Source organism: Bacillus sp. FSL K6-0255, from assembly GCF_045040725.1.
Lineage (GTDB): Bacteria > Bacillota > Bacilli > Bacillales > Bacillaceae > Bacillus > Bacillus subtilis.
This window is the reverse complement of record NZ_CP150278.1, coordinates 3,172,159-3,188,505: the sequence shown is the minus strand read 5'-3', so window position 1 is coordinate 3,188,505 and position 16,347 is coordinate 3,172,159. Positions and strand designations below refer to the sequence as shown.

Annotated in this window: 19 protein-coding genes; 15 read left to right on the top strand and 4 right to left on the bottom strand. The window is 44.2% G+C overall.

Going from position 1 to position 16,347, the window contains the following annotated elements; genetic code table 11:
• Positions 1-134 precede the first annotated feature (134 nt).
• From MHB62_RS16665 to paiB, 6 genes are all read left to right on the top strand, one after another.
• A complete protein-coding gene (locus MHB62_RS16665) occupies positions 135-371 on the top strand; it encodes a YuzB family protein (RefSeq protein WP_003222913.1) in 237 nt (78 codons plus the stop codon).
• Between the two features lie 135 nt (positions 372-506).
• Complete coding sequence (locus MHB62_RS16660) at positions 507-1,721, top strand: NupC/NupG family nucleoside CNT transporter (RefSeq protein ID WP_003228710.1); 1,215 nt, start codon at positions 507-509, stop codon at positions 1,719-1,721.
• A 122-nt stretch (positions 1,722-1,843) separates the two neighbouring features.
• Positions 1,844-2,698 carry a diaminopimelate epimerase gene (gene dapF, locus MHB62_RS16655; protein ID WP_003243745.1) on the top strand — a complete coding sequence of 285 codons (855 nt, stop codon included), beginning with the start codon at positions 1,844-1,846 and terminating at the stop codon, positions 2,696-2,698.
• Between the two features lie 78 nt (positions 2,699-2,776).
• Positions 2,777-3,139 carry an iron-sulfur cluster assembly accessory protein gene (locus tag MHB62_RS16650; protein ID WP_003244166.1) on the top strand — a complete coding sequence of 121 codons (363 nt, stop codon included), beginning with the start codon at positions 2,777-2,779 and terminating at the stop codon, positions 3,137-3,139.
• A 339-nt stretch (positions 3,140-3,478) separates the two neighbouring features.
• The gene (paiA, locus tag MHB62_RS16645) at positions 3,479-3,997 is read left to right on the top strand and encodes a spermidine/spermine N(1)-acetyltransferase (protein WP_014477872.1); all 519 of its coding nucleotides are present in this window, start codon (positions 3,479-3,481) and stop codon (positions 3,995-3,997) included.
• A gap of 23 nt (positions 3,998-4,020) precedes the next feature.
• Positions 4,021-4,644: a protease synthase/sporulation negative transcriptional regulator PaiB gene (paiB, locus tag MHB62_RS16640; RefSeq protein ID WP_015714643.1), complete on the top strand. Its 624-nt coding sequence runs from the start codon at positions 4,021-4,023 to the stop codon at positions 4,642-4,644.
• A gap of 73 nt (positions 4,645-4,717) precedes the next feature.
• Here paiB and guaC read toward each other — a convergent pair whose 3' ends face one another.
• The gene (guaC, locus tag MHB62_RS16635) at positions 4,718-5,698 is read right to left on the bottom strand and encodes a GMP reductase (protein WP_015714642.1); all 981 of its coding nucleotides are present in this window, start codon (positions 5,696-5,698) and stop codon (positions 4,718-4,720) included.
• A 278-nt stretch (positions 5,699-5,976) separates the two neighbouring features.
• Between guaC and MHB62_RS16630 the strand changes: the two genes are divergently transcribed.
• Complete coding sequence (locus tag MHB62_RS16630; protein ID WP_003228723.1) at positions 5,977-6,117, top strand: hypothetical protein; 141 nt, start codon at positions 5,977-5,979, stop codon at positions 6,115-6,117.
• A gap of 38 nt (positions 6,118-6,155) precedes the next feature.
• On the opposite strand, the gene yumC is transcribed toward MHB62_RS16630, so the two are convergent.
• The gene (yumC, locus tag MHB62_RS16625) at positions 6,156-7,154 is read right to left on the bottom strand and encodes a ferredoxin--NADP reductase 2 (protein ID WP_003228725.1); all 999 of its coding nucleotides are present in this window, start codon (positions 7,152-7,154) and stop codon (positions 6,156-6,158) included.
• A 331-nt stretch (positions 7,155-7,485) separates the two neighbouring features.
• On the opposite strand from yumC, the gene MHB62_RS16620 reads away from it, so the two are divergent.
• The 4 genes from MHB62_RS16620 to spsC all read left to right on the top strand — a co-directional run bounded on the left by MHB62_RS16620 (position 7,486) and on the right by spsC (position 10,156).
• Positions 7,486-8,706, top strand: a complete 1,221-nt coding sequence (locus MHB62_RS16620) for an NAD(P)/FAD-dependent oxidoreductase (protein WP_032722833.1) — start codon at positions 7,486-7,488, stop codon at positions 8,704-8,706.
• Between the two features lie 172 nt (positions 8,707-8,878).
• Positions 8,879-9,022 (top strand): YuiA family protein, encoded by a 144-nt coding sequence (locus MHB62_RS16615; protein ID WP_015714640.1) that lies wholly within the window; start codon positions 8,879-8,881, stop codon positions 9,020-9,022.
• Between the two features lie 54 nt (positions 9,023-9,076).
• A complete protein-coding gene (locus MHB62_RS16610) occupies positions 9,077-9,397 on the top strand; it encodes a YuiB family protein (protein WP_014665226.1) in 321 nt (106 codons plus the stop codon).
• A 102-nt stretch (positions 9,398-9,499) separates the two neighbouring features.
• Positions 9,500-10,156, top strand: a complete 657-nt coding sequence (gene spsC, locus MHB62_RS16605; protein ID WP_072175151.1) for a stationary phase survival protein SpsC — start codon at positions 9,500-9,502, stop codon at positions 10,154-10,156.
• A gap of 29 nt (positions 10,157-10,185) precedes the next feature.
• On the opposite strand, the gene MHB62_RS16600 is transcribed toward spsC, so the two are convergent.
• Positions 10,186-10,662, bottom strand: a complete 477-nt coding sequence (locus MHB62_RS16600) for a divergent PAP2 family protein (RefSeq protein ID WP_003228732.1) — start codon at positions 10,660-10,662, stop codon at positions 10,186-10,188.
• Positions 10,663-10,819: 157 nt separating this feature from the next.
• Here MHB62_RS16600 and MHB62_RS16595 point away from each other — a divergent pair, with 157 nt between their 5' ends.
• Entirely contained in the window at positions 10,820-12,322 is a 1,503-nt protein-coding gene (locus MHB62_RS16595) for a leucyl aminopeptidase (RefSeq protein ID WP_015251314.1), read from the top strand.
• A gap of 146 nt (positions 12,323-12,468) precedes the next feature.
• Complete coding sequence (locus tag MHB62_RS16590; protein ID WP_019712940.1) at positions 12,469-13,797, top strand: Na+/H+ antiporter family protein; 1,329 nt, start codon at positions 12,469-12,471, stop codon at positions 13,795-13,797.
• Positions 13,798-13,866: 69 nt separating this feature from the next.
• Here MHB62_RS16590 and MHB62_RS16585 read toward each other — a convergent pair whose 3' ends face one another.
• Positions 13,867-14,469 carry a biotin transporter BioY gene (locus MHB62_RS16585; protein ID WP_019712939.1) on the bottom strand — a complete coding sequence of 201 codons (603 nt, stop codon included), beginning with the start codon at positions 14,467-14,469 and terminating at the stop codon, positions 13,867-13,869.
• 100 nt (positions 14,470-14,569) lie between these two features.
• On the opposite strand from MHB62_RS16585, the gene MHB62_RS16580 reads away from it, so the two are divergent.
• The gene (locus MHB62_RS16580; protein WP_003228739.1) at positions 14,570-15,166 is read left to right on the top strand and encodes a sulfite oxidase-like oxidoreductase; all 597 of its coding nucleotides are present in this window, start codon (positions 14,570-14,572) and stop codon (positions 15,164-15,166) included.
• A gap of 213 nt (positions 15,167-15,379) precedes the next feature.
• The gene (gene besA / locus MHB62_RS16575) at positions 15,380-16,249 is read left to right on the top strand and encodes a ferri-bacillibactin esterase BesA (protein WP_032722448.1); all 870 of its coding nucleotides are present in this window, start codon (positions 15,380-15,382) and stop codon (positions 16,247-16,249) included.
• The last annotated feature ends 98 nt before the right edge of the window (positions 16,250-16,347 follow it).

Sequence of the window (16,347 nt, the reverse complement as noted above, 5' to 3'; positions counted from 1 at the left end):
TTTAGCCTGAAAACACAAATTAGTAAAACGTTATTTGAGAAATAATATGTTACAATAATAAATTTTGAATCATCCGTTGTCTTTGACGAATAGTGAAAAATTCGCGATAATGGACATATGTGAGGTGAAACCGCATGAATCCAATGATTGAATTTTGTGTCAGCAATCTGGCTCACGGCTCTCAGGAAGCCCGGGCGATTTTGGAGAAGGATCCCAACCTTGATGTCCTTGAATATGGCTGCTTAAGCTACTGCGGGACATGCATGGAATCGCTTTTCGCTCTGGTAAACGGAGAAGTCGTCATGGGTGAAACGCCTGCTGAGCTTGTTGAGAATATATATACCTTTATTGAAGAAAATCCAATGTTTTAAAGAAAAGGGCCTGGACAGGCCCTTTTTTATTTTGCCGTACAAAAGAACTAAAAAAATGTGTAGACATCAAAAAATATTATTGTTATCGTATAAAAGATATTTTTTAAATAAAATTTAAGAGGTGTACGAGTATTCATGAATGTTCTGTGGGGGCTGCTGGGAGCAGTTGCGATCATTGCTATCGCGTTTTTATTTTCAGAAAAGAAAAGCAATATTAAGATAAGAACCGTCATCGTTGGTTTATGCACACAGGTGGCGTTTGGATACATCGTGTTGAAATGGGAAGCGGGACGCGCTGTTTTTTTATGGTTTTCAAGCCGTGTACAGCTTCTGATTGACTATGCGAATGAAGGCATCAGTTTTATTTTTGGACCGCTTCTAAAGGTCGGAGACAGTCCGGCATTTGCATTAAGTGTACTGCCCGTTATCATTTTCTTCTCAGCACTGATTGCAGTTTTATATCATTTGAAAATCATGCAGCTCGTTTTCCGTGTCATTGGCGGCGGATTGTCGAAGCTCCTTGGAACAAGCAAAACGGAATCTCTGGCGGCTGCTGCCAATATTTTTGTAGGACAATCAGAATCTCCGTTAGTGATCAAACCCCTGATTGCCGGGCTGACGCGCTCTGAGTTGTTTACGATTATGACGAGCGGTCTATCGGCAGTTGCGGGATCTACCTTGTTTGGGTACGCGCTTCTTGGTATTCCGATTGAATATTTGCTGGCGGCCAGCTTTATGGCTGCTCCAGCTGGACTAGTCTTTGGTAAATTGATTATACCCGAAACGGAAAAAACGCAAACCGTAAAAAGCGATTTCAAAATGGATGAAGGCGAAGGCGCAGCCAATGTCATTGACGCAGCTGCAAAGGGAGCGTCAACAGGACTGCAAATTGCGTTAAACGTTGGGGCGATGCTGCTTGCGTTTGTTGCGTTAATCGCTGTAGTAAACGGTATTCTCGGCGGGGCTTTCGGCTTGTTCGGTTTAAAAGGCGTAACATTAGAATCCATTCTCGGCTATGTGTTTTCTCCTATCGCCTTTTTGATTGGCGTGCCTTGGCATGAAGCATTGCAGGCGGGAAGCTATATCGGCCAGAAATTGGTGCTGAATGAGTTTGTCGCTTATTCTAACTTCGGTCCGCACATCGGCGAGTTTTCTAAGAAAACTGCTACCATTATCAGTTTCGCGTTATGCGGATTCGCCAATTTTTCATCAATTGCGATTATGCTTGGTACGCTGGGCGGATTAGCACCCAGCCGCCGTTCAGATATCGCGCGTCTCGGCCTGAAGGCTGTTCTTGCAGGAACATTAGCCAATCTGCTCAGCGCAGCCATTGCCGGCATGTTTATATAAACGATAAAAGCTCCTTGCGTCAGTGCAAGGAGCTTTTATGTATGAAAAACGGGGGATAATTGTATTGTGTCCGCTTATAATAGCTTTTATACTAAGAAAAAGAAAAAAAGTTGGAGGCACCTATGAACTCATTTCGATTTACCAAAATGCACGGCCTGGGAAACAGTTATATTTATGTGAATCAATTTGAAGAACAGCTTCCAGAAGAAAAACTGTCAGAGATTGCAATTCAGGTTTCTTCTGTTTATACAGGGATCGGATCCGACGGAATGATCCTGATATGCCCATCAGACCAAGCGCCTGTTAAAATGCGGATTTTTAATAATGACGGATCTGAAGGGAAAAACTGCGGCAACGGCCTGCGCTGCGTCGCAAAATACGCATATGAGCATAAGCTAGTTGAGGAAACATCTTTTCTGATTGAAACTCTCTCCGGGCTTGTGAAAGCGGAGGTTCAAGTCGAAAACGGAAAAGTGAATGTGGTCACTGTCGATATGGGCGAACCGCGCTTGACAAAATCCGAGCTTCCGATGCTTGACGGCGGGGAAGAGCACACAATCAATGAAACGATGGCATTTGGTGAAGTAGAACTAACAGGCACTGCCGTTTCAATGGGAAATCCGCATATCGTTTTTCCGATCGCAGACATTGAACAGGCACCCTTAACGACACTGGGGCCGGTGATTGAGAAAGATCCGAGATTTCCGGAAGGCATCAATGTGGAATTCGTTGAAACCGTGAATGAACAAGAATTGCATTTCCGCGTCTGGGAACGGGGATCAGGGATTACTCAGGCATGCGGGACAGGAGCATGTGCAGCGGCAGTCGCATCTGTATTAAACGGCGTATCAAAGCGAAATCAAGACATCACGGTGCATTTAGCAGGCGGGGATTTGGTGATAAACTGGAAAGATAACGGCCATGTAATGATGACAGGGCCGGCTGAAACCGTTTGTGAGGGTGTCTATTTCTTGTAAAACACCTTGTTTGAGAATTGGAACGATCATGTTTATAATAAAAGACAGCAACCGGTTTTTAAAAGGAGGTTCACAATGATGAGCAACCCGGTAACAATTACAGAAGCAGCAGCTTTGCATATAAAAGATATGATGAAAGAGCATGAAGAAGAAAACGCGTTTCTGCGTGTAGGCGTCAAAGGCGGCGGCTGCAGCGGACTTTCTTACGGCATGGGCTTTGAGCATGAAAAGAGTGAATCAGACAGTGTGTTTGATCAGCACGGCATCACTGTTCTAGTTGACAAAGAAAGCCTTGACATCATGAACGGCACCGTGATTGATTATAAACAATCCATGCTCGGCGGCGGCTTCACCATCGACAATCCAAACGCCATCGCTTCATGCGGCTGCGGTTCTTCGTTCAGAACAGCAACGAATGCAGGCAAGCCTGAAGAGTGCTAAGCACTAAAAACGGATAGCAACTATTACTGACGCTTTTCTTAGCGATAAATCATCGTTAAGGGAGGCGTTTTTATTATGGGGAAATGATGCAGAGAGTTCCGGGGACTTCGGCAAGAGAAACGCTGCTTTGTTGTTTGATTTTTGTTGTAAATACAGCAAAGTTACGCTATATTTAATGTGGGTATATTTTATTGCATTTGCAACAAAATCACGATAGGGAGTTGATGATGAAGAAGATTTTTGGAATGGTAACAAGGTCAGTATCTGTTCCGTGTTTAAATATATTAAAAAAGGGACACAAGACAATTGAATTTTAAATAAAGGGGCTGAATCCGAACAATGAGTGTAAAAATGAAAAAATGCAGCCGGGAAGATTTACAAACACTTCAACAATTGAGTATTGAAACATTCAATGACACTTTTAAAGAACAGAACTCACCTGAAAATATGAAAGCCTATTTAGAAAGCGCATTTAACACTGAGCAGCTGGAAAAAGAGTTATCCAATATGTCTTCGCAATTCTTTTTTGTTTACTTTGATCATGAAATCGCTGGATATGTAAAGGTCAATATCGATGATGCTCAGTCTGAAGAAATGGGTGCTGAATCACTTGAAATCGAGAGAATTTATATAAAGAACAGCTTTCAAAAACATGGGCTTGGCAAACATCTGCTGAATAAAGCGATAGAAATTGCGCTGGAACGTAATAAAAAGAACATTTGGCTAGGTGTGTGGGAAAAAAATGAAAATGCCATTGCCTTTTATAAGAAAATGGGGTTTGTTCAGACCGGCGCCCACTCTTTTTATATGGGTGATGAAGAGCAAACGGATTTAATCATGGCTAAAACACTCATATAATATTTTTCGAAGGGTGGATGATGATGTATATTCCAAAATATTTTAAAGTCACAAATGCTGAAGAAATTTGGAATTTTGTACAAGAAAACTCCTTTGGTACGATTGTCACAACAGAACAAGGAAAACCAATTGCCACACATTTGCCGTTAGGATTCAATAAAAAAGACGATCATTACTATATTACGGGGCATTTCGCTTATGGAAATCCTCAGTGGAGAACGTTTGAAGCCTGTGAAGATGTGCTTGTGATGTTTCAGGGACCGCACGCTTATATTTCTTCTTCCTGGTATTCGCGCGAAAATGTTTCGACGTGGAATTATCAGGCTGTCCACATGTATGGAAAAGCAAGTATGTTAGAGAAAGATGAATTAGCAGAAGAATTAACAATCATGCTGGAGAAATACGAAAAACATCGTGACAATCCTGTTTTATGGGATAAGCTTTCTCCAAAACTCTTAGAACGTGAATTGAAAGGTATCGTTGGATTTAAGATTAAGGTGGAAGACATTCAAGCGGCATATAAATTAAGCCAGAACCGAAATGAAACGGATTATATGAACATCATTGAACAGTTGCAAAATGAAGAAAATCCAAATGCAAAACAAATGGCAGAACTGATGGAAAATAAATTCAAAAAGCAAATATAAGCTTACTTTGCTGAAGAAGTAGCAGAAAACGCCAAGTCAAGCGGAGAACCGCTGACTTGGCGTTTTTTTATGATTAATATTTATCCCCATTAAAAATGGAATTTTTCACAATCACATAATCCACATTGCGGATGGCTTCAAGCTTTGTTCCGCCTGCATAAGAAATAGAAGATTGAAGATCCTGCTCCATTTCAATCAGTGTATCCTTGATTGAGCCTTTATGCGCCACGTGCATTTTTTTGCCTTCGACATTTTTCTTTTCGCCTTTTTGGAATTCAGAGGCTGAGCCGAAGTACTCCTTGTAAAGCTTTCCGTCTTTTTCGATCGTTTGGCCTGGCGATTCTTCGTGTCCGGCAAATAGTGAACCGATCATGACCATCGTTGCGCCGAATCTGATTGATTTTGCAATGTCGCCATGGGTGCGGATGCCGCCATCCGCGATAATCGGTTTGCTGGCAGCCTTGGCACACCAGCGCAGCGCTGCTAATTGCCAGCCGCCTGTGCCGAAGCCGGTTTTGATTTTCGTAATACATACTTTTCCCGGTCCGATGCCGACTTTAGTGGCATCCGCTCCCGCATTTTCAAGCTCTCTGACTGCTTCTGGCGTTCCGACGTTGCCAGCAATAACAAAGCTGTCCGGCAAATGTTTTTTAAGGTGCTGGATCATTTCAATGACAGCATTTGAGTGCCCGTGAGCAATGTCAATTGTCACGTATTCAGGAGTCAGGTTTTCTTCTGCCAGCTGGCGGACAAATTCATACTCCTCATCTTTGACGCCCACGCTGATAGAAGAGAATAGCCCGCGTGCGTTCATATCTTTAATAAAATCAATTCGTGTCTCAGGCTCAAATCGGTGCATGACATAAAAGTAGCCATTTTCGGCTAATTGAATCGCTAGCTTCTCATCTATAATCGTCTGCATATTGGCAGGGACGACGGGTAATTTAAATGTACGTCCGCCTAAACGTACGGATGTATCACATTCTGAACGGCTATTTACAATGCATTTTGCAGGAATTAGCTGAATATCTTCGTAATCAAATACGTTTTCCATGGTTTTCACTCCTAAAAACGAATATTTAAAAGTATAATATATGAAATGTTCGCCTTCTATAATGTACTCTGTTTTATTTAGGATGTCAAACATTATGATTTGCTGGCAGGTGTGGTGCAAGTGCCGAAGCTTGTCATGCAGGGTGAGTTTAGGTATCATAGTTTTAACGAATGGTCTTAGAGAGCGGATCAAAACGCGAATGATATACGTTCAGCAAAGCTTGGTCGTTCAGCACCAGGCTTTCTTTATGGCATGGACATGGGAAAGGAGCGAATAAGATGGCCCAAAACGAAGAAAAAACACCGAAGTCCCAAAAGATTCAGGACCGCATTATTATGGCAATGATCTGGGTAGTCGCAGCCCTTGTGATTGCGCTGGTTGTAGGAACTGCATTGAATTATATAAATATCTTCAAATAAAAAAGGAGCTGTGTCGCAGACACAAGCTCCTTTTTTTATTATTTATTTTCAAAAAGACTTGTTGAGTGAAGAGGCTGTACGCGGGCTTTCGGGTCCATGTAAGCCTTGGCGTTGTTCACTGCTGTCGGTGCCTCACCGAAGCCGCTGGCAATCAGGTTGACTTTTCCTTCGTATGTACAAATGTCACCTGCTGCAAAGAAGCCTTCGATATTTGTTTCCATTGTTGATTTCACGACAATGGAATTTTTCTCGATGTCCAGGCCCCAGTTTTTGATCGGTCCAAGAGATGAAACGAAACCGTAGTTGACGATTAAGTCATCAATTTCTAAAATCTCTTTGCGGTCGCCTTTCACTTCTTCAAGCACTAGCTGTTCGATTTTGCCTTCGCCGATCAGCTCCGCAGGGACGAATGGTGTCAGGACATTAACCTTCGACGCATGAAGGTTTTCCACACTGTGCTCGTGCGCACGGAACTTGTCGCGGCGGTGAATGATCGATACTTCTTTTGCGATTGGCTCAAGCATAAGCGCCCAGTCAACCGCGGAATCTCCACCGCCAAGGATCGCAACGCGTCTGCCGGCAAATTTTTGCAGATCATCAACGAAGTAATGGAGGTTTTTGCCTTCATACTGCTCGGCATTTTCAAGTTCCAGCTTTCTCGGTTTGAATGCGCCGTTTCCTGCAGTGATGATGACTGTTTTAGAGTAGTGGGTTTCTTCATTTGTTACAAGCTTAAACACGCCGTCCGCTTGTTTCTCAACAGATTCAACCGCTTGCTCCAGACAAATGGTTTGGTCGAATTTCGCCATTTGCTCTTTTAGGTTATTGATAAGCTCTTGCGCACGGATTTTCGGGAATCCCGCTACATCATATATATACTTCTCAGGGTATAGGGCGCTAAGCTGTCCGCCGAGCTGAGGCAGGCTTTCGATAATTTTGACGCTTGCCTGTCTCATCCCGCCGTAAAAAGCGGTGAATAAGCCGACCGGTCCCCCGCCTATAATTGTAATATCATAAACCTTTGTATCCTCTCGCATACGAAAATTGCCTCCTAAATGAAAATTGTTATTAATTATACCATATTGCCGTTCAAATTGACGAGTCAGCAGAAAAAATCGTAAGGATCTAACGTGCCCATCCGTTCTTGAAAATATTTCCGCAGGCCGCTACGATAATAACCAAATGAAATGATCTTTTTCTGAATGTTTCTTGGGCCAGCCGGATAAACATGATAATAGTGCTATGGGTAAGGACTTCACAAAAAACTTTTCAATATATTTCATAAAATCCCGCCAATAAGCTGAAGCTAACACAAATGATGATTTTATTATGGGTCTAACAAAAGCAAAAAAAGAGAAGGTGGATGTGATGGCATTGAATAAGCCCAAAATCGTGATTTTAGGTGCAGGATATGGCGGATTGATGACGGTGACAAGGCTGACGAAGTATGTCGGGCCGAATGATGCTGACATTACGCTTGTAAATAAACACAATTATCATTATGAAACAACATGGATGCATGAAGCGAGCGCGGGTACGCTCCATCATGACCGCTGCCGTTATCAGATAAAAGATGTAATCAACCAGTCACGGGTTAATTTTGTACAGGATACCGTAAAGGCAATCAAAATTGATGATAAAAAAGTTGTGCTTGCGAATGGAGAACTGCAGTACGATTATTTAGTCATCGGGCTCGGCGCCGTGCCTGAAACGTTCGGCATTAAAGGCTTAAAAGAATATGCGTTTCCGATTGCCAACATCAACACGTCGCGCCTGCTGCGGGAACATATTGAGCTGCAGTTTGCGACTTACAATACGGAAGCGGAAAAACGGCCGGACAGGTTAACGATCGTTGTTGGCGGTGCCGGATTTACGGGAATTGAATTTCTTGGCGAACTGGCTGCTCGCGTGCCGGAGCTCTGTAAGGAATATGACGTTGACAGAAGTCTTGTCCGCATCGTTTGTGTGGAAGCAGCGCCGACCGTTTTGCCGGGCTTTGATCCGGAACTTGTTGACTATGCCGTACATTATCTTGAGGAAAACGGAGTTGAGTTCAAGATCGGCACGGCTGTACAAGAATGTACACCAGAAGGAGTCAGAGTCGGCAAAAAAGATGAGGAACCAGAGCAGATCAAATCGCAAACCGTTGTATGGGCGGCAGGTGTCCGCGGCCATCCGATTGTGGAGGAAGCTGGTTTTGAAAATATGCGCGGCCGGGTGAAAGTCAACCCTGATCTTCGCGCCCCAGGACATGACAATGTCTTTATTCTCGGTGACAGCTCGCTGTTTATGAATGAAGATACAGAGCGTCCGTATCCGCCAACTGCGCAAATTGCCATGCAGCAGGGCGTAACAGTCGCTAAAAACCTTGGCAGGCTTATTAAAGGCGGAGAGCTTGAGGAATTCAAGCCGGACATTAAGGGAACAGTGGCTTCTCTTGGCGAGCATAACGCGGTTGGGGTTGTTTATGGCAGAAAGCTGAAAGGCACGCCGGCTTCGTTTATGAAAAAAGTCATTGATAACCGCTCGTTGTTTATGATTGGCGGACTCGGACTGACACTGAAAAAAGGCAAGTTCAAGTTTTTCTAAAAACCCGCGGAAGCGGGTTTTCTTTATTAAAAAACGCCAAAATAAAAAGAGAACGAGAGGAAAATAAGTATGTTTCCGCTTACATGAAAAAATTTGTCACATGATCTGACTTTATTGTTGACAGCCTGATATGTTATATTATCAGAAAATTAAGAAAAAGGGTGATGATCAGATGAAAACTGCAACGACAACCGCTTCACATGCATGCCCATTTTGCTCAGGAAAAGGATATTTTCAATTGATTCTCGGCGGTTCAGAGACTTGTCCGTCTTGCCAGGGGACAGGAAAAGACAGTCATTCTTTTTCCAGACGTTGACTTTATTTCCACCCCCGCGTTACACTAAAAGCAACGCAGAGGGGGTGGAATAGGTTGATTAGTCTGCCAGTCGTAATCATCTCAATTGTTTTGTTTTTTGTTTTGTTTTTTGGAATCGGTTTTTTATTAAACATGCTGCTGAGAATGTCTTGGATTATGGCTGTGATTTATCCGGTTGTATGCCTTTTCATTATCAGCAAAGAAAAGCTGGTCAGCTATGTCCAGTCGCCGGGAGAATCCTTTGCCAGCCTGTTTCATCGTGTCTTATCATTAGCGGCTGCCGATGTGCTGATTTTAGCCAGCGGTTTGGCCGGCGCCATTGTGTCAGGGATAGCGATCAATATGCTCAGAAAAAGAGGATATCAAATGTTTTAACTGCCGCTTTCTTCTATAGAAAGCTTTTTTTGTATGTTCGCTCATTCATCATTTTGAATAATGCTCTCTCCGCTTGGGAACAATGATTCGGAGGAGAGGTGAATGATGTTGAATATGATCAGACGTTTGCTGATGACCTGTTTATTTCTGCTTGCATTTGGCACGACATTTTTATCAGTGTCAGGAATCGAAGCGAAGGACTTGTCAAAATGGGTGCAGGAACATCAGGAAAAGCACTTGAAGCATGCAGGACTGACATTAAAAGCATTGCAGCAGAAACAAACACAAACCACGTCCGCGGCTGAGGATAAAACAAAACCGTTAGAAGAGGCATTTGATTGGGATGAATATCCAGTCCAAAGAGTAACAGCAACAGGCTACACAGCAGGAGCTGAGTCGACGGGCAAAAATCCCGGTGATCCATTATACGGGCTTACATATTCAGGTGTGAAAGTGAAACGGGATTTATATTCCACGGTTGCTGCTGACCCGTCCGTTTTCCCGATCGGAACAATTTTATTCATTCCGAACTACGGTCTCGGAGTTGTGGCCGACACAGGATCAGCTATTAAGGGAAACCGCCTTGATCTGTACTTTGAGACAGTCAAAGATGTATACAATGAATGGGGCAAAAAAACCCTTGATGTATATGTGATTAAAAAGGGAACGGGAAAGATTACCGAGGATGAGCTTGAGAAGCTCAATGAAACAAAATCTTTGCAAGTGTTCAGAAATCAATATAAAACTGTGAAAGAATAAAACGCTCCAGCGAAAGCAGGAGCGTTTTTTTACATGAAAAAGTAAGCGAGTGCCAATGTCAGTAAAATACCTGTTAGTCCTCCGAAAAAGACTTCGATCGGCTGATGTCCGAGAAGCTCTTTCAGCTTTTTTTGCTTTTCTTTCTCTGCAGCCTTAGGGAAGTCCTTCGCTTCATTTACGAAACGGTTAAAATCAATAACAAGCTTATTAATGACTGTTGCCTGCTCACCGGCGTGACGTCTGACGCCAGTTGCGTCAAACATGGTTATGACGGCGAAAATGGCGGAAACCGCAAAGAGTGAGGAGTCTAATCCATGCTCCAAGGCTACGCCTGTTGAAAGTGCAGTGACCGCTGCGGAGTGAGAGCTGGGCATGCCGCCTGTGCTTGTGACCAGCGACCAGTCCAGTTTTCTGGACACGATAAACTGTATGGGCACTTTGATGACCTGAGCAAAAATAATTGCGGCCAGGCTTGATAATAAAGGAAAATTCGTTAAAAGTTCCATCGGCGACATCCTTTCTATTTGAAAAATCCTTCGTGTTTCAAAAGAAAAAAGCAAGTCTTAGACTGTTGTTTGTTAAAATAAGTATAGTGGAAAGAATGTTTTTCCTATTATACCATTGTTCATTTCAAATACCCATTACGTTAGGAGTGTAAGCCTCATGTTTTATGCGGTTCAACAATCAGAGCATACAGAAACCCTTGTGGTCGGGCTTTTTCAAAAAAGCCAGCTGACAGGAAAAGCGCTGGAAATTGATGAAATGCTCGAAGGCCATCTGACACAGCTTTTAAAAGAGGGTGATGTCTCTGCGAAACCGAATCAAGTATCAAAAGTATTCCCTCCATCTTCTGCGGGTATGAAACGGATTTATTTCGTTGGCCTGGGGAGAGAAGCAAATTATTCGTTTGAACAGGCGAAGGAACGTTTTGCTCATGTTTTTCAAGCCATTCATAAAGATCGAAAACAAGAAACTGCTGTCCTGCTTGATACGTTTATTTCGGAAGACGTGCCTCCAGCCGATGCCGCTCATGCTTTAGCTGAGAGCTGCCTGCTTGCTTCCTATGAGGTGCAGGATTATAAGCACAAATCAAATGAGCCTGACAAACAAATTGAAGCCGTGTATGTTGTAACAGATGAAGATACACAGGAAGTGCAGGCAGGGCTTCGCGTCGGCCAGGCATACGGACAAGGGACAAATTCGGCTAGAACGCTTGTGAATATGCCGGGAAACATGCTGACAGCGACTGACCTCGCTTCGTATGCTGAAGAGCTTGCGGCGAAATATGATTTTGAGTGTGAGATATTGGAGAAATCAGAGATGGAAGAGCTCGGTATGGGCGGAATACTTGCGGTAAACCAAGGCTCCACCGAACCGCCGAAAATGATTGTGTTGAAATATCAGGGCAAAAAGGAATGGGAAGACGTCGTCGGACTAGTCGGGAAAGGAATTACCTTTGACACAGGCGGCTACTCCATTAAAACGAAATCTGGAATTGTCGGCATGAAATCAGATATGGGAGGAGCAGCTGCGGTTCTCGGGGCTATGGAAACGATCGGAGAGCTTCGTCCTGAGCAAAACGTGCTGTGCGTTATTCCATCAACCGATAATATGATCTCCGGCGGGGCCATGAAGCCGGATGACGTGATCGTATCTTTAAGCGGAAAAACAATAGAAATCCTTAATACGGATGCTGAAGGAAGGCTAGTGCTTGCAGATGGCATTACATACGCGAAACAGCATGGCGCGTCAGTTCTTGTCGATGTAGCTACGCTTACCGGCGGCGTCGTTGTGGCATTAGGAACTGAAACAACCGGTGCAATGACAAATGATCAAAGCTTTTACCAGCAGGTAGCTGATGCTGCACAGGAGTGCGGCGAGGCAATCTGGCAGCTGCCGATAACAGAGAAGGATAAAAAACGCGTGAAAAGCAGCCAAATGGCGGATCTCAACAATTCACCGGGACGCGAGGGACATGCGATTATGGCAGGAACGTTTCTTGGTGAATTCGCTGAGTCAACACCTTGGGTTCACCTTGATATTGCAGGAACAGCGACTGCCAATAAAGCAACCTGCTTCGGGCCGGCCGGGGCTACTGGCGTTATGGCAAGAACACTGGCTACACTTGCGGAGCGATTTACATTGGAAGAAGATAAAAACGAGTAATGAAAAATCCCTGCTGTATGATGCGGCAGGAATTTTTTCTTCCGAAATCTTTAGTTGACTAAAGTGGATCGGTTATGATACGATACGTTCGTGCTTTATTTATCTACTACATTAGCAAACTAAAGGATTTTTGGAGGGGTATCATCATGAATGCAGTCGTCATCGCAGTCCTGCTTATGCTTGTATTAAGCCTGCTGCGTGTCAATATTGTTATCGCATTAATTATAGGCGCCTTGGCCGGCGGGTTAACAGGCGGGCTCGGTCTTGGCGAAACGGTTAAAGCTTTCACAGACGGTCTCGGCGGAAATGCCACCGTTGCAGTTAGCTATGCCATGCTTGGCGCGTTTGCCGCCGCTTTGACGAAAACGGGTCTTCCGGACGCAATGGTGGAAGCCTCCGTTAAATTAATCGGAAATAAAGAAGATTCTCGAAAAAAAGCACTGTCTAAGGTGCTGATTGTGCTGATTATTTTAATTGTATCTTGTTTTTCGCAAAACGTCGTTCCGGTTCACATCGCGTTTATCCCGGTGCTGATTCCGCCGCTTTTGAAAATCTTTAATGAACTTGAAATGGACCGCCGTCTGATCGCGTGTGTAATTACATTTGGCTTAACGGCTCCTTATATTTTGCTTCCGGTGGGTTTCGGCCAAATCTTCCAAGGCATGCTGAAGGACAATATGGCGGATGCCGGGTTAAACGTTCCGCTTGCTGACATTCCGTACGCACTGATTATTCCAGTTGCAGGTATGGTTGTCGGCCTTATTTTATCAGTGATCGTATACCGTAAACCGAAACAATATGAAACAAAAGACATTTCAGGTGCAGAAGCATCGCCATATACGAGAAAAAGCATTGGTATCGCGGTTCTAGCCATTGTTGTGTCACTCGGCGTCCAGCTTTACTTATCTCAGACTTTGGGAGTAGAAGGAATGATTATGGGGGCGCTCGCTGGTCTGATTGTTCTGTTTGTCAGCGGTGTGATGAAGCGTGATGAAGCGGACTCACTGATTACTGATGGAATGGTTTTAATGGCCTTTATCGGCTTTGTCATGCTTGTTGCAGCCGGATTTTCAAACGTATTGACGAAAACCGGAGATGTCGAGTCACTGGTCAAAACGTCAGCTGGTTTTATCGGACACAGTCAGTCCTTGGGCGCATTGCTGATGCTCATTGTCGGCTTATTAATTACAATGGGGATCGGATCTTCTTTTGCGACCATTCCTGTTATCACAACCATTTTCGTGCCTCTATGCATGCAGCTTGGATTCAGCCCGATGGCAACGATTGCGATTATCGGAGCTGCTGCTGCCCTCGGCGATGCCGGTTCGCCTGCCAGTGACAGTACGCTTGGACCGACTTCAGGTTTGAGTGCGGACGGCCAGCATCACCACATTTGGGATACTTGTGTGCCGACATTTATATATTATAATATTCCGCTTGTCATCTTTGGCTGGATTGCAGCGCTTGTTTTATAGGAAAAAGGCTCCCCTTTACTGGGGAGCCTTTTCTCGTTATGATAAAAAAACCGTCCAATAGAACGGTTTTTACGTAGATGATATGTGATTTCTGTTAAAGCCGGTTGCTTTATGAATAGAGCGGTAGATTGCTGGTGCGATAAACGACAGTATCACAGCCAGCGCTGTATCTTTTACCATAAACCAAATCATAAAGCCCCAAGCCGTGCCGTAGCTCACTGGCGTATGAATCCACAGCTTCAGTGCAAGATACATATAGGTAGTGCCGATGAGATACATGATCGCCGTTCCGATAAGTGAAGCAATGAGAAATTGAATTTTACTTGGCTGAATGTTTCGTTCTAAAAACCATCCCGCTGCAAATGCTGCCGGAATGTATGAGATAATAAACCCGCCGCTTTTCCCTGCAAACGGTGCGAAGCCTGCTGAAAATTGAGCAAACACAGGCGCTCCGGCCAATCCGACAAGTGCATATACAATCATGGCAATCGCTGCCCGTTTGCTGCCAAGAAGCAAAGCTGCCAAGAGACAGAAAAACGGCTGCATCGAAAGCGGAATGCCGGCTACTTGTAAAAAGGGTGCTACTGATGTAATGTTGGCCCCGACAGCCATAAGTGCGGTGAACATGCCAATCAGCGCCATATCTCCCGCACGAAGTTTACGTTGTTTCATCATTGTTCCCCCTTAGGTTGACATACACAATCATAGAGTAATAAAGAACAAAAAGATTGTCAACATGATTTTAATTTAGGTTAACAAAAAGGAGGCCCATATGTATTTCGGAAAAACAAGACAGTCCGATCAATCTGGAAGAGTGCCGCCAAATCAAAACGTCACCACTTCATTTCCTGTGCTTCATACCGGAGATGTCCCATATTACGAAGATATGACGAAATGGAATCTTCAAGTATACGGTTTGGTTGACCATCCGATGCTGCTAAGCTTTGAAGATGTCAAAGCCTTTCCACGGTATGAATCGAAAAACGACATTCATTGCGTCACGGGATGGTCAAGGCTTGATAATGTGTGGCAAGGCGTGCGGGCTTGTGATATAGCGGAAAAAGCGGGTGTAAAAGAAGAAGCGGGCTACGTCATTTTACATGCTGAAGAGGGCTGGACGACCAATCTGCCGCTTGATGATTTCTTAGCGGAAACTTCCCTTCTGGCTTATGCGCATAATGGCGAACCTTTAACCCCTGAACACGGCTTTCCGCTGCGGGGTGTATTTCCGCATCTGTATTTTTGGAAAAGCGCCAAGTGGCTGCGCGGCATCCAATTTACGAAAGAAAATCACCCTGGCTTTTGGGAGCGGAATGGCTATCACATGAGAGGCGACCCTTGGCAAAATCAAAGGTTTACATGGGATTAAGGTTCTATTTCAAATAGGACAATACGCATCTTTATTAGGTTTTTACTTCCATATTGATAGTCTGCAGGTACCTTATTTGATCAAGGTGCCTTTTTTATTCGGGAAAAAGTTGACTTTCTTTGGAAGAAAACCTATTATTTGAGGTGTCTAGTTGATAGTGAAAATCATTATCATACATTGCGGTTTAGTTTAAGGAGAGGAATGTCGTACTGCATGAAAGAACAAACAACAGACCGGACAAATGGCGGGACATCAAACGCATTTACGATTCCTGGTACGGAAGTGCGTATGATGTCTTCACGCAATGAAAACCGTACCTATCACATTTTTATCTCGAAACCTAGTACGCCGCCGCCACCCGCTGGTTATCCTGTGATTTATCTGCTGGATGCCAATTCTGTCTTCGGAACGATGACGGAAGCCGTTCGAATACAGGGACGCCGACCCGAAAAAACCGGGGTGATCCCTGCAGTGATCGTCGGCATTGGCTATGAGACAGCGGAGCCGTTCTCCTCAGCACGCCACCGGGATTTTACAATGCCAACAGCCCAATCGAAGCTGCCGGAAAGGCCCGACGGCAGAGAATGGCCGGAGCATGGCGGAGCGGAGGGCTTTTTCAGATTTATTGAAGAGGATTTAAAACCGGAGATAGAACGAGATTACCAGATTGATAAAAAAAGACAAACAATCTTTGGCCATTCGCTCGGAGGGCTTTTCGTGCTGCAGGTGCTGCTAACAAAGCCCGATGCGTTTCAAACGTATATCGCGGGAAGTCCGTCCATTCATTGGAATAAACCGTTTATTCTCGAGAAAACGGACCATTTCGTCTCTCTCACCAAGACAAACAATCAGCCTATCAATATCCTGCTTGCCGCAGGAGAATTGGAGCAGCATCATAAAAGCCGGATGAACGACAATGCGAGGGAGCTTTATGAGCGGCTGGCCGTTTTATCTGAACAAGGCATACGGGCGGAATTTTGCGAGTTTTCAGGAGAAGGACATATTTCAGTTCTTCCTGTTTTGGTCAGCCGGGCGCTGCGTTTTGCGCTTCACCCTGACGGACCGCATCTTTCAATGGGCTGAGACATACTCAGCCTTGCCTTTAAAAAATATTTGTCACTGAAATTATATTTGACTGTCACATGACATTTGGATATGATTATTTTTATAATTGATAATGA

Excerpts from the sequence above, each read along its gene's own strand:
- MHB62_RS16630 (WP_003228723.1), top strand. The coding sequence starts at position 5,977 with ATGGCCCAAAACGAAGAAAAAACACCGAAGTCCCAAAAGATTCAGGAC.
- MHB62_RS16590 (WP_019712940.1), top strand. The coding sequence starts at position 12,469 with ATGAATGCAGTCGTCATCGCAGTCCTGCTTATGCTTGTATTAAGCCTG.
- yumC (WP_003228725.1), bottom strand. The coding sequence starts at position 7,154 with ATGCGAGAGGATACAAAGGTTTATGATATTACAATTATAGGCGGGGGA.
- paiA (WP_014477872.1), top strand. The coding sequence starts at position 3,479 with ATGAGTGTAAAAATGAAAAAATGCAGCCGGGAAGATTTACAAACACTT.
- MHB62_RS16600 (WP_003228732.1), bottom strand. The coding sequence starts at position 10,662 with ATGGAACTTTTAACGAATTTTCCTTTATTATCAAGCCTGGCCGCAATT.
- guaC (WP_015714642.1), bottom strand. The coding sequence starts at position 5,698 with ATGGAAAACGTATTTGATTACGAAGATATTCAGCTAATTCCTGCAAAA.
- paiB (WP_015714643.1), top strand. The coding sequence starts at position 4,021 with ATGTATATTCCAAAATATTTTAAAGTCACAAATGCTGAAGAAATTTGG.
- MHB62_RS16580 (WP_003228739.1), top strand. The coding sequence starts at position 14,570 with ATGTATTTCGGAAAAACAAGACAGTCCGATCAATCTGGAAGAGTGCCG.
- MHB62_RS16620 (WP_032722833.1), top strand. The coding sequence starts at position 7,486 with ATGGCATTGAATAAGCCCAAAATCGTGATTTTAGGTGCAGGATATGGC.
- MHB62_RS16615 (WP_015714640.1), top strand. The coding sequence starts at position 8,879 with ATGAAAACTGCAACGACAACCGCTTCACATGCATGCCCATTTTGCTCA.
- MHB62_RS16660 (WP_003228710.1), top strand. The coding sequence starts at position 507 with ATGAATGTTCTGTGGGGGCTGCTGGGAGCAGTTGCGATCATTGCTATC.
- MHB62_RS16665 (WP_003222913.1), top strand. The coding sequence starts at position 135 with ATGAATCCAATGATTGAATTTTGTGTCAGCAATCTGGCTCACGGCTCT.
- besA (WP_032722448.1), top strand. The coding sequence starts at position 15,380 with ATGAAAGAACAAACAACAGACCGGACAAATGGCGGGACATCAAACGCA.
- MHB62_RS16650 (WP_003244166.1), top strand. The coding sequence starts at position 2,777 with ATGAGCAACCCGGTAACAATTACAGAAGCAGCAGCTTTGCATATAAAA.
- spsC (WP_072175151.1), top strand. The coding sequence starts at position 9,500 with ATGATGTTGAATATGATCAGACGTTTGCTGATGACCTGTTTATTTCTG.
- dapF (WP_003243745.1), top strand. The coding sequence starts at position 1,844 with ATGAACTCATTTCGATTTACCAAAATGCACGGCCTGGGAAACAGTTAT.
- MHB62_RS16585 (WP_019712939.1), bottom strand. The coding sequence starts at position 14,469 with ATGAAACAACGTAAACTTCGTGCGGGAGATATGGCGCTGATTGGCATG.
- MHB62_RS16595 (WP_015251314.1), top strand. The coding sequence starts at position 10,820 with ATGTTTTATGCGGTTCAACAATCAGAGCATACAGAAACCCTTGTGGTC.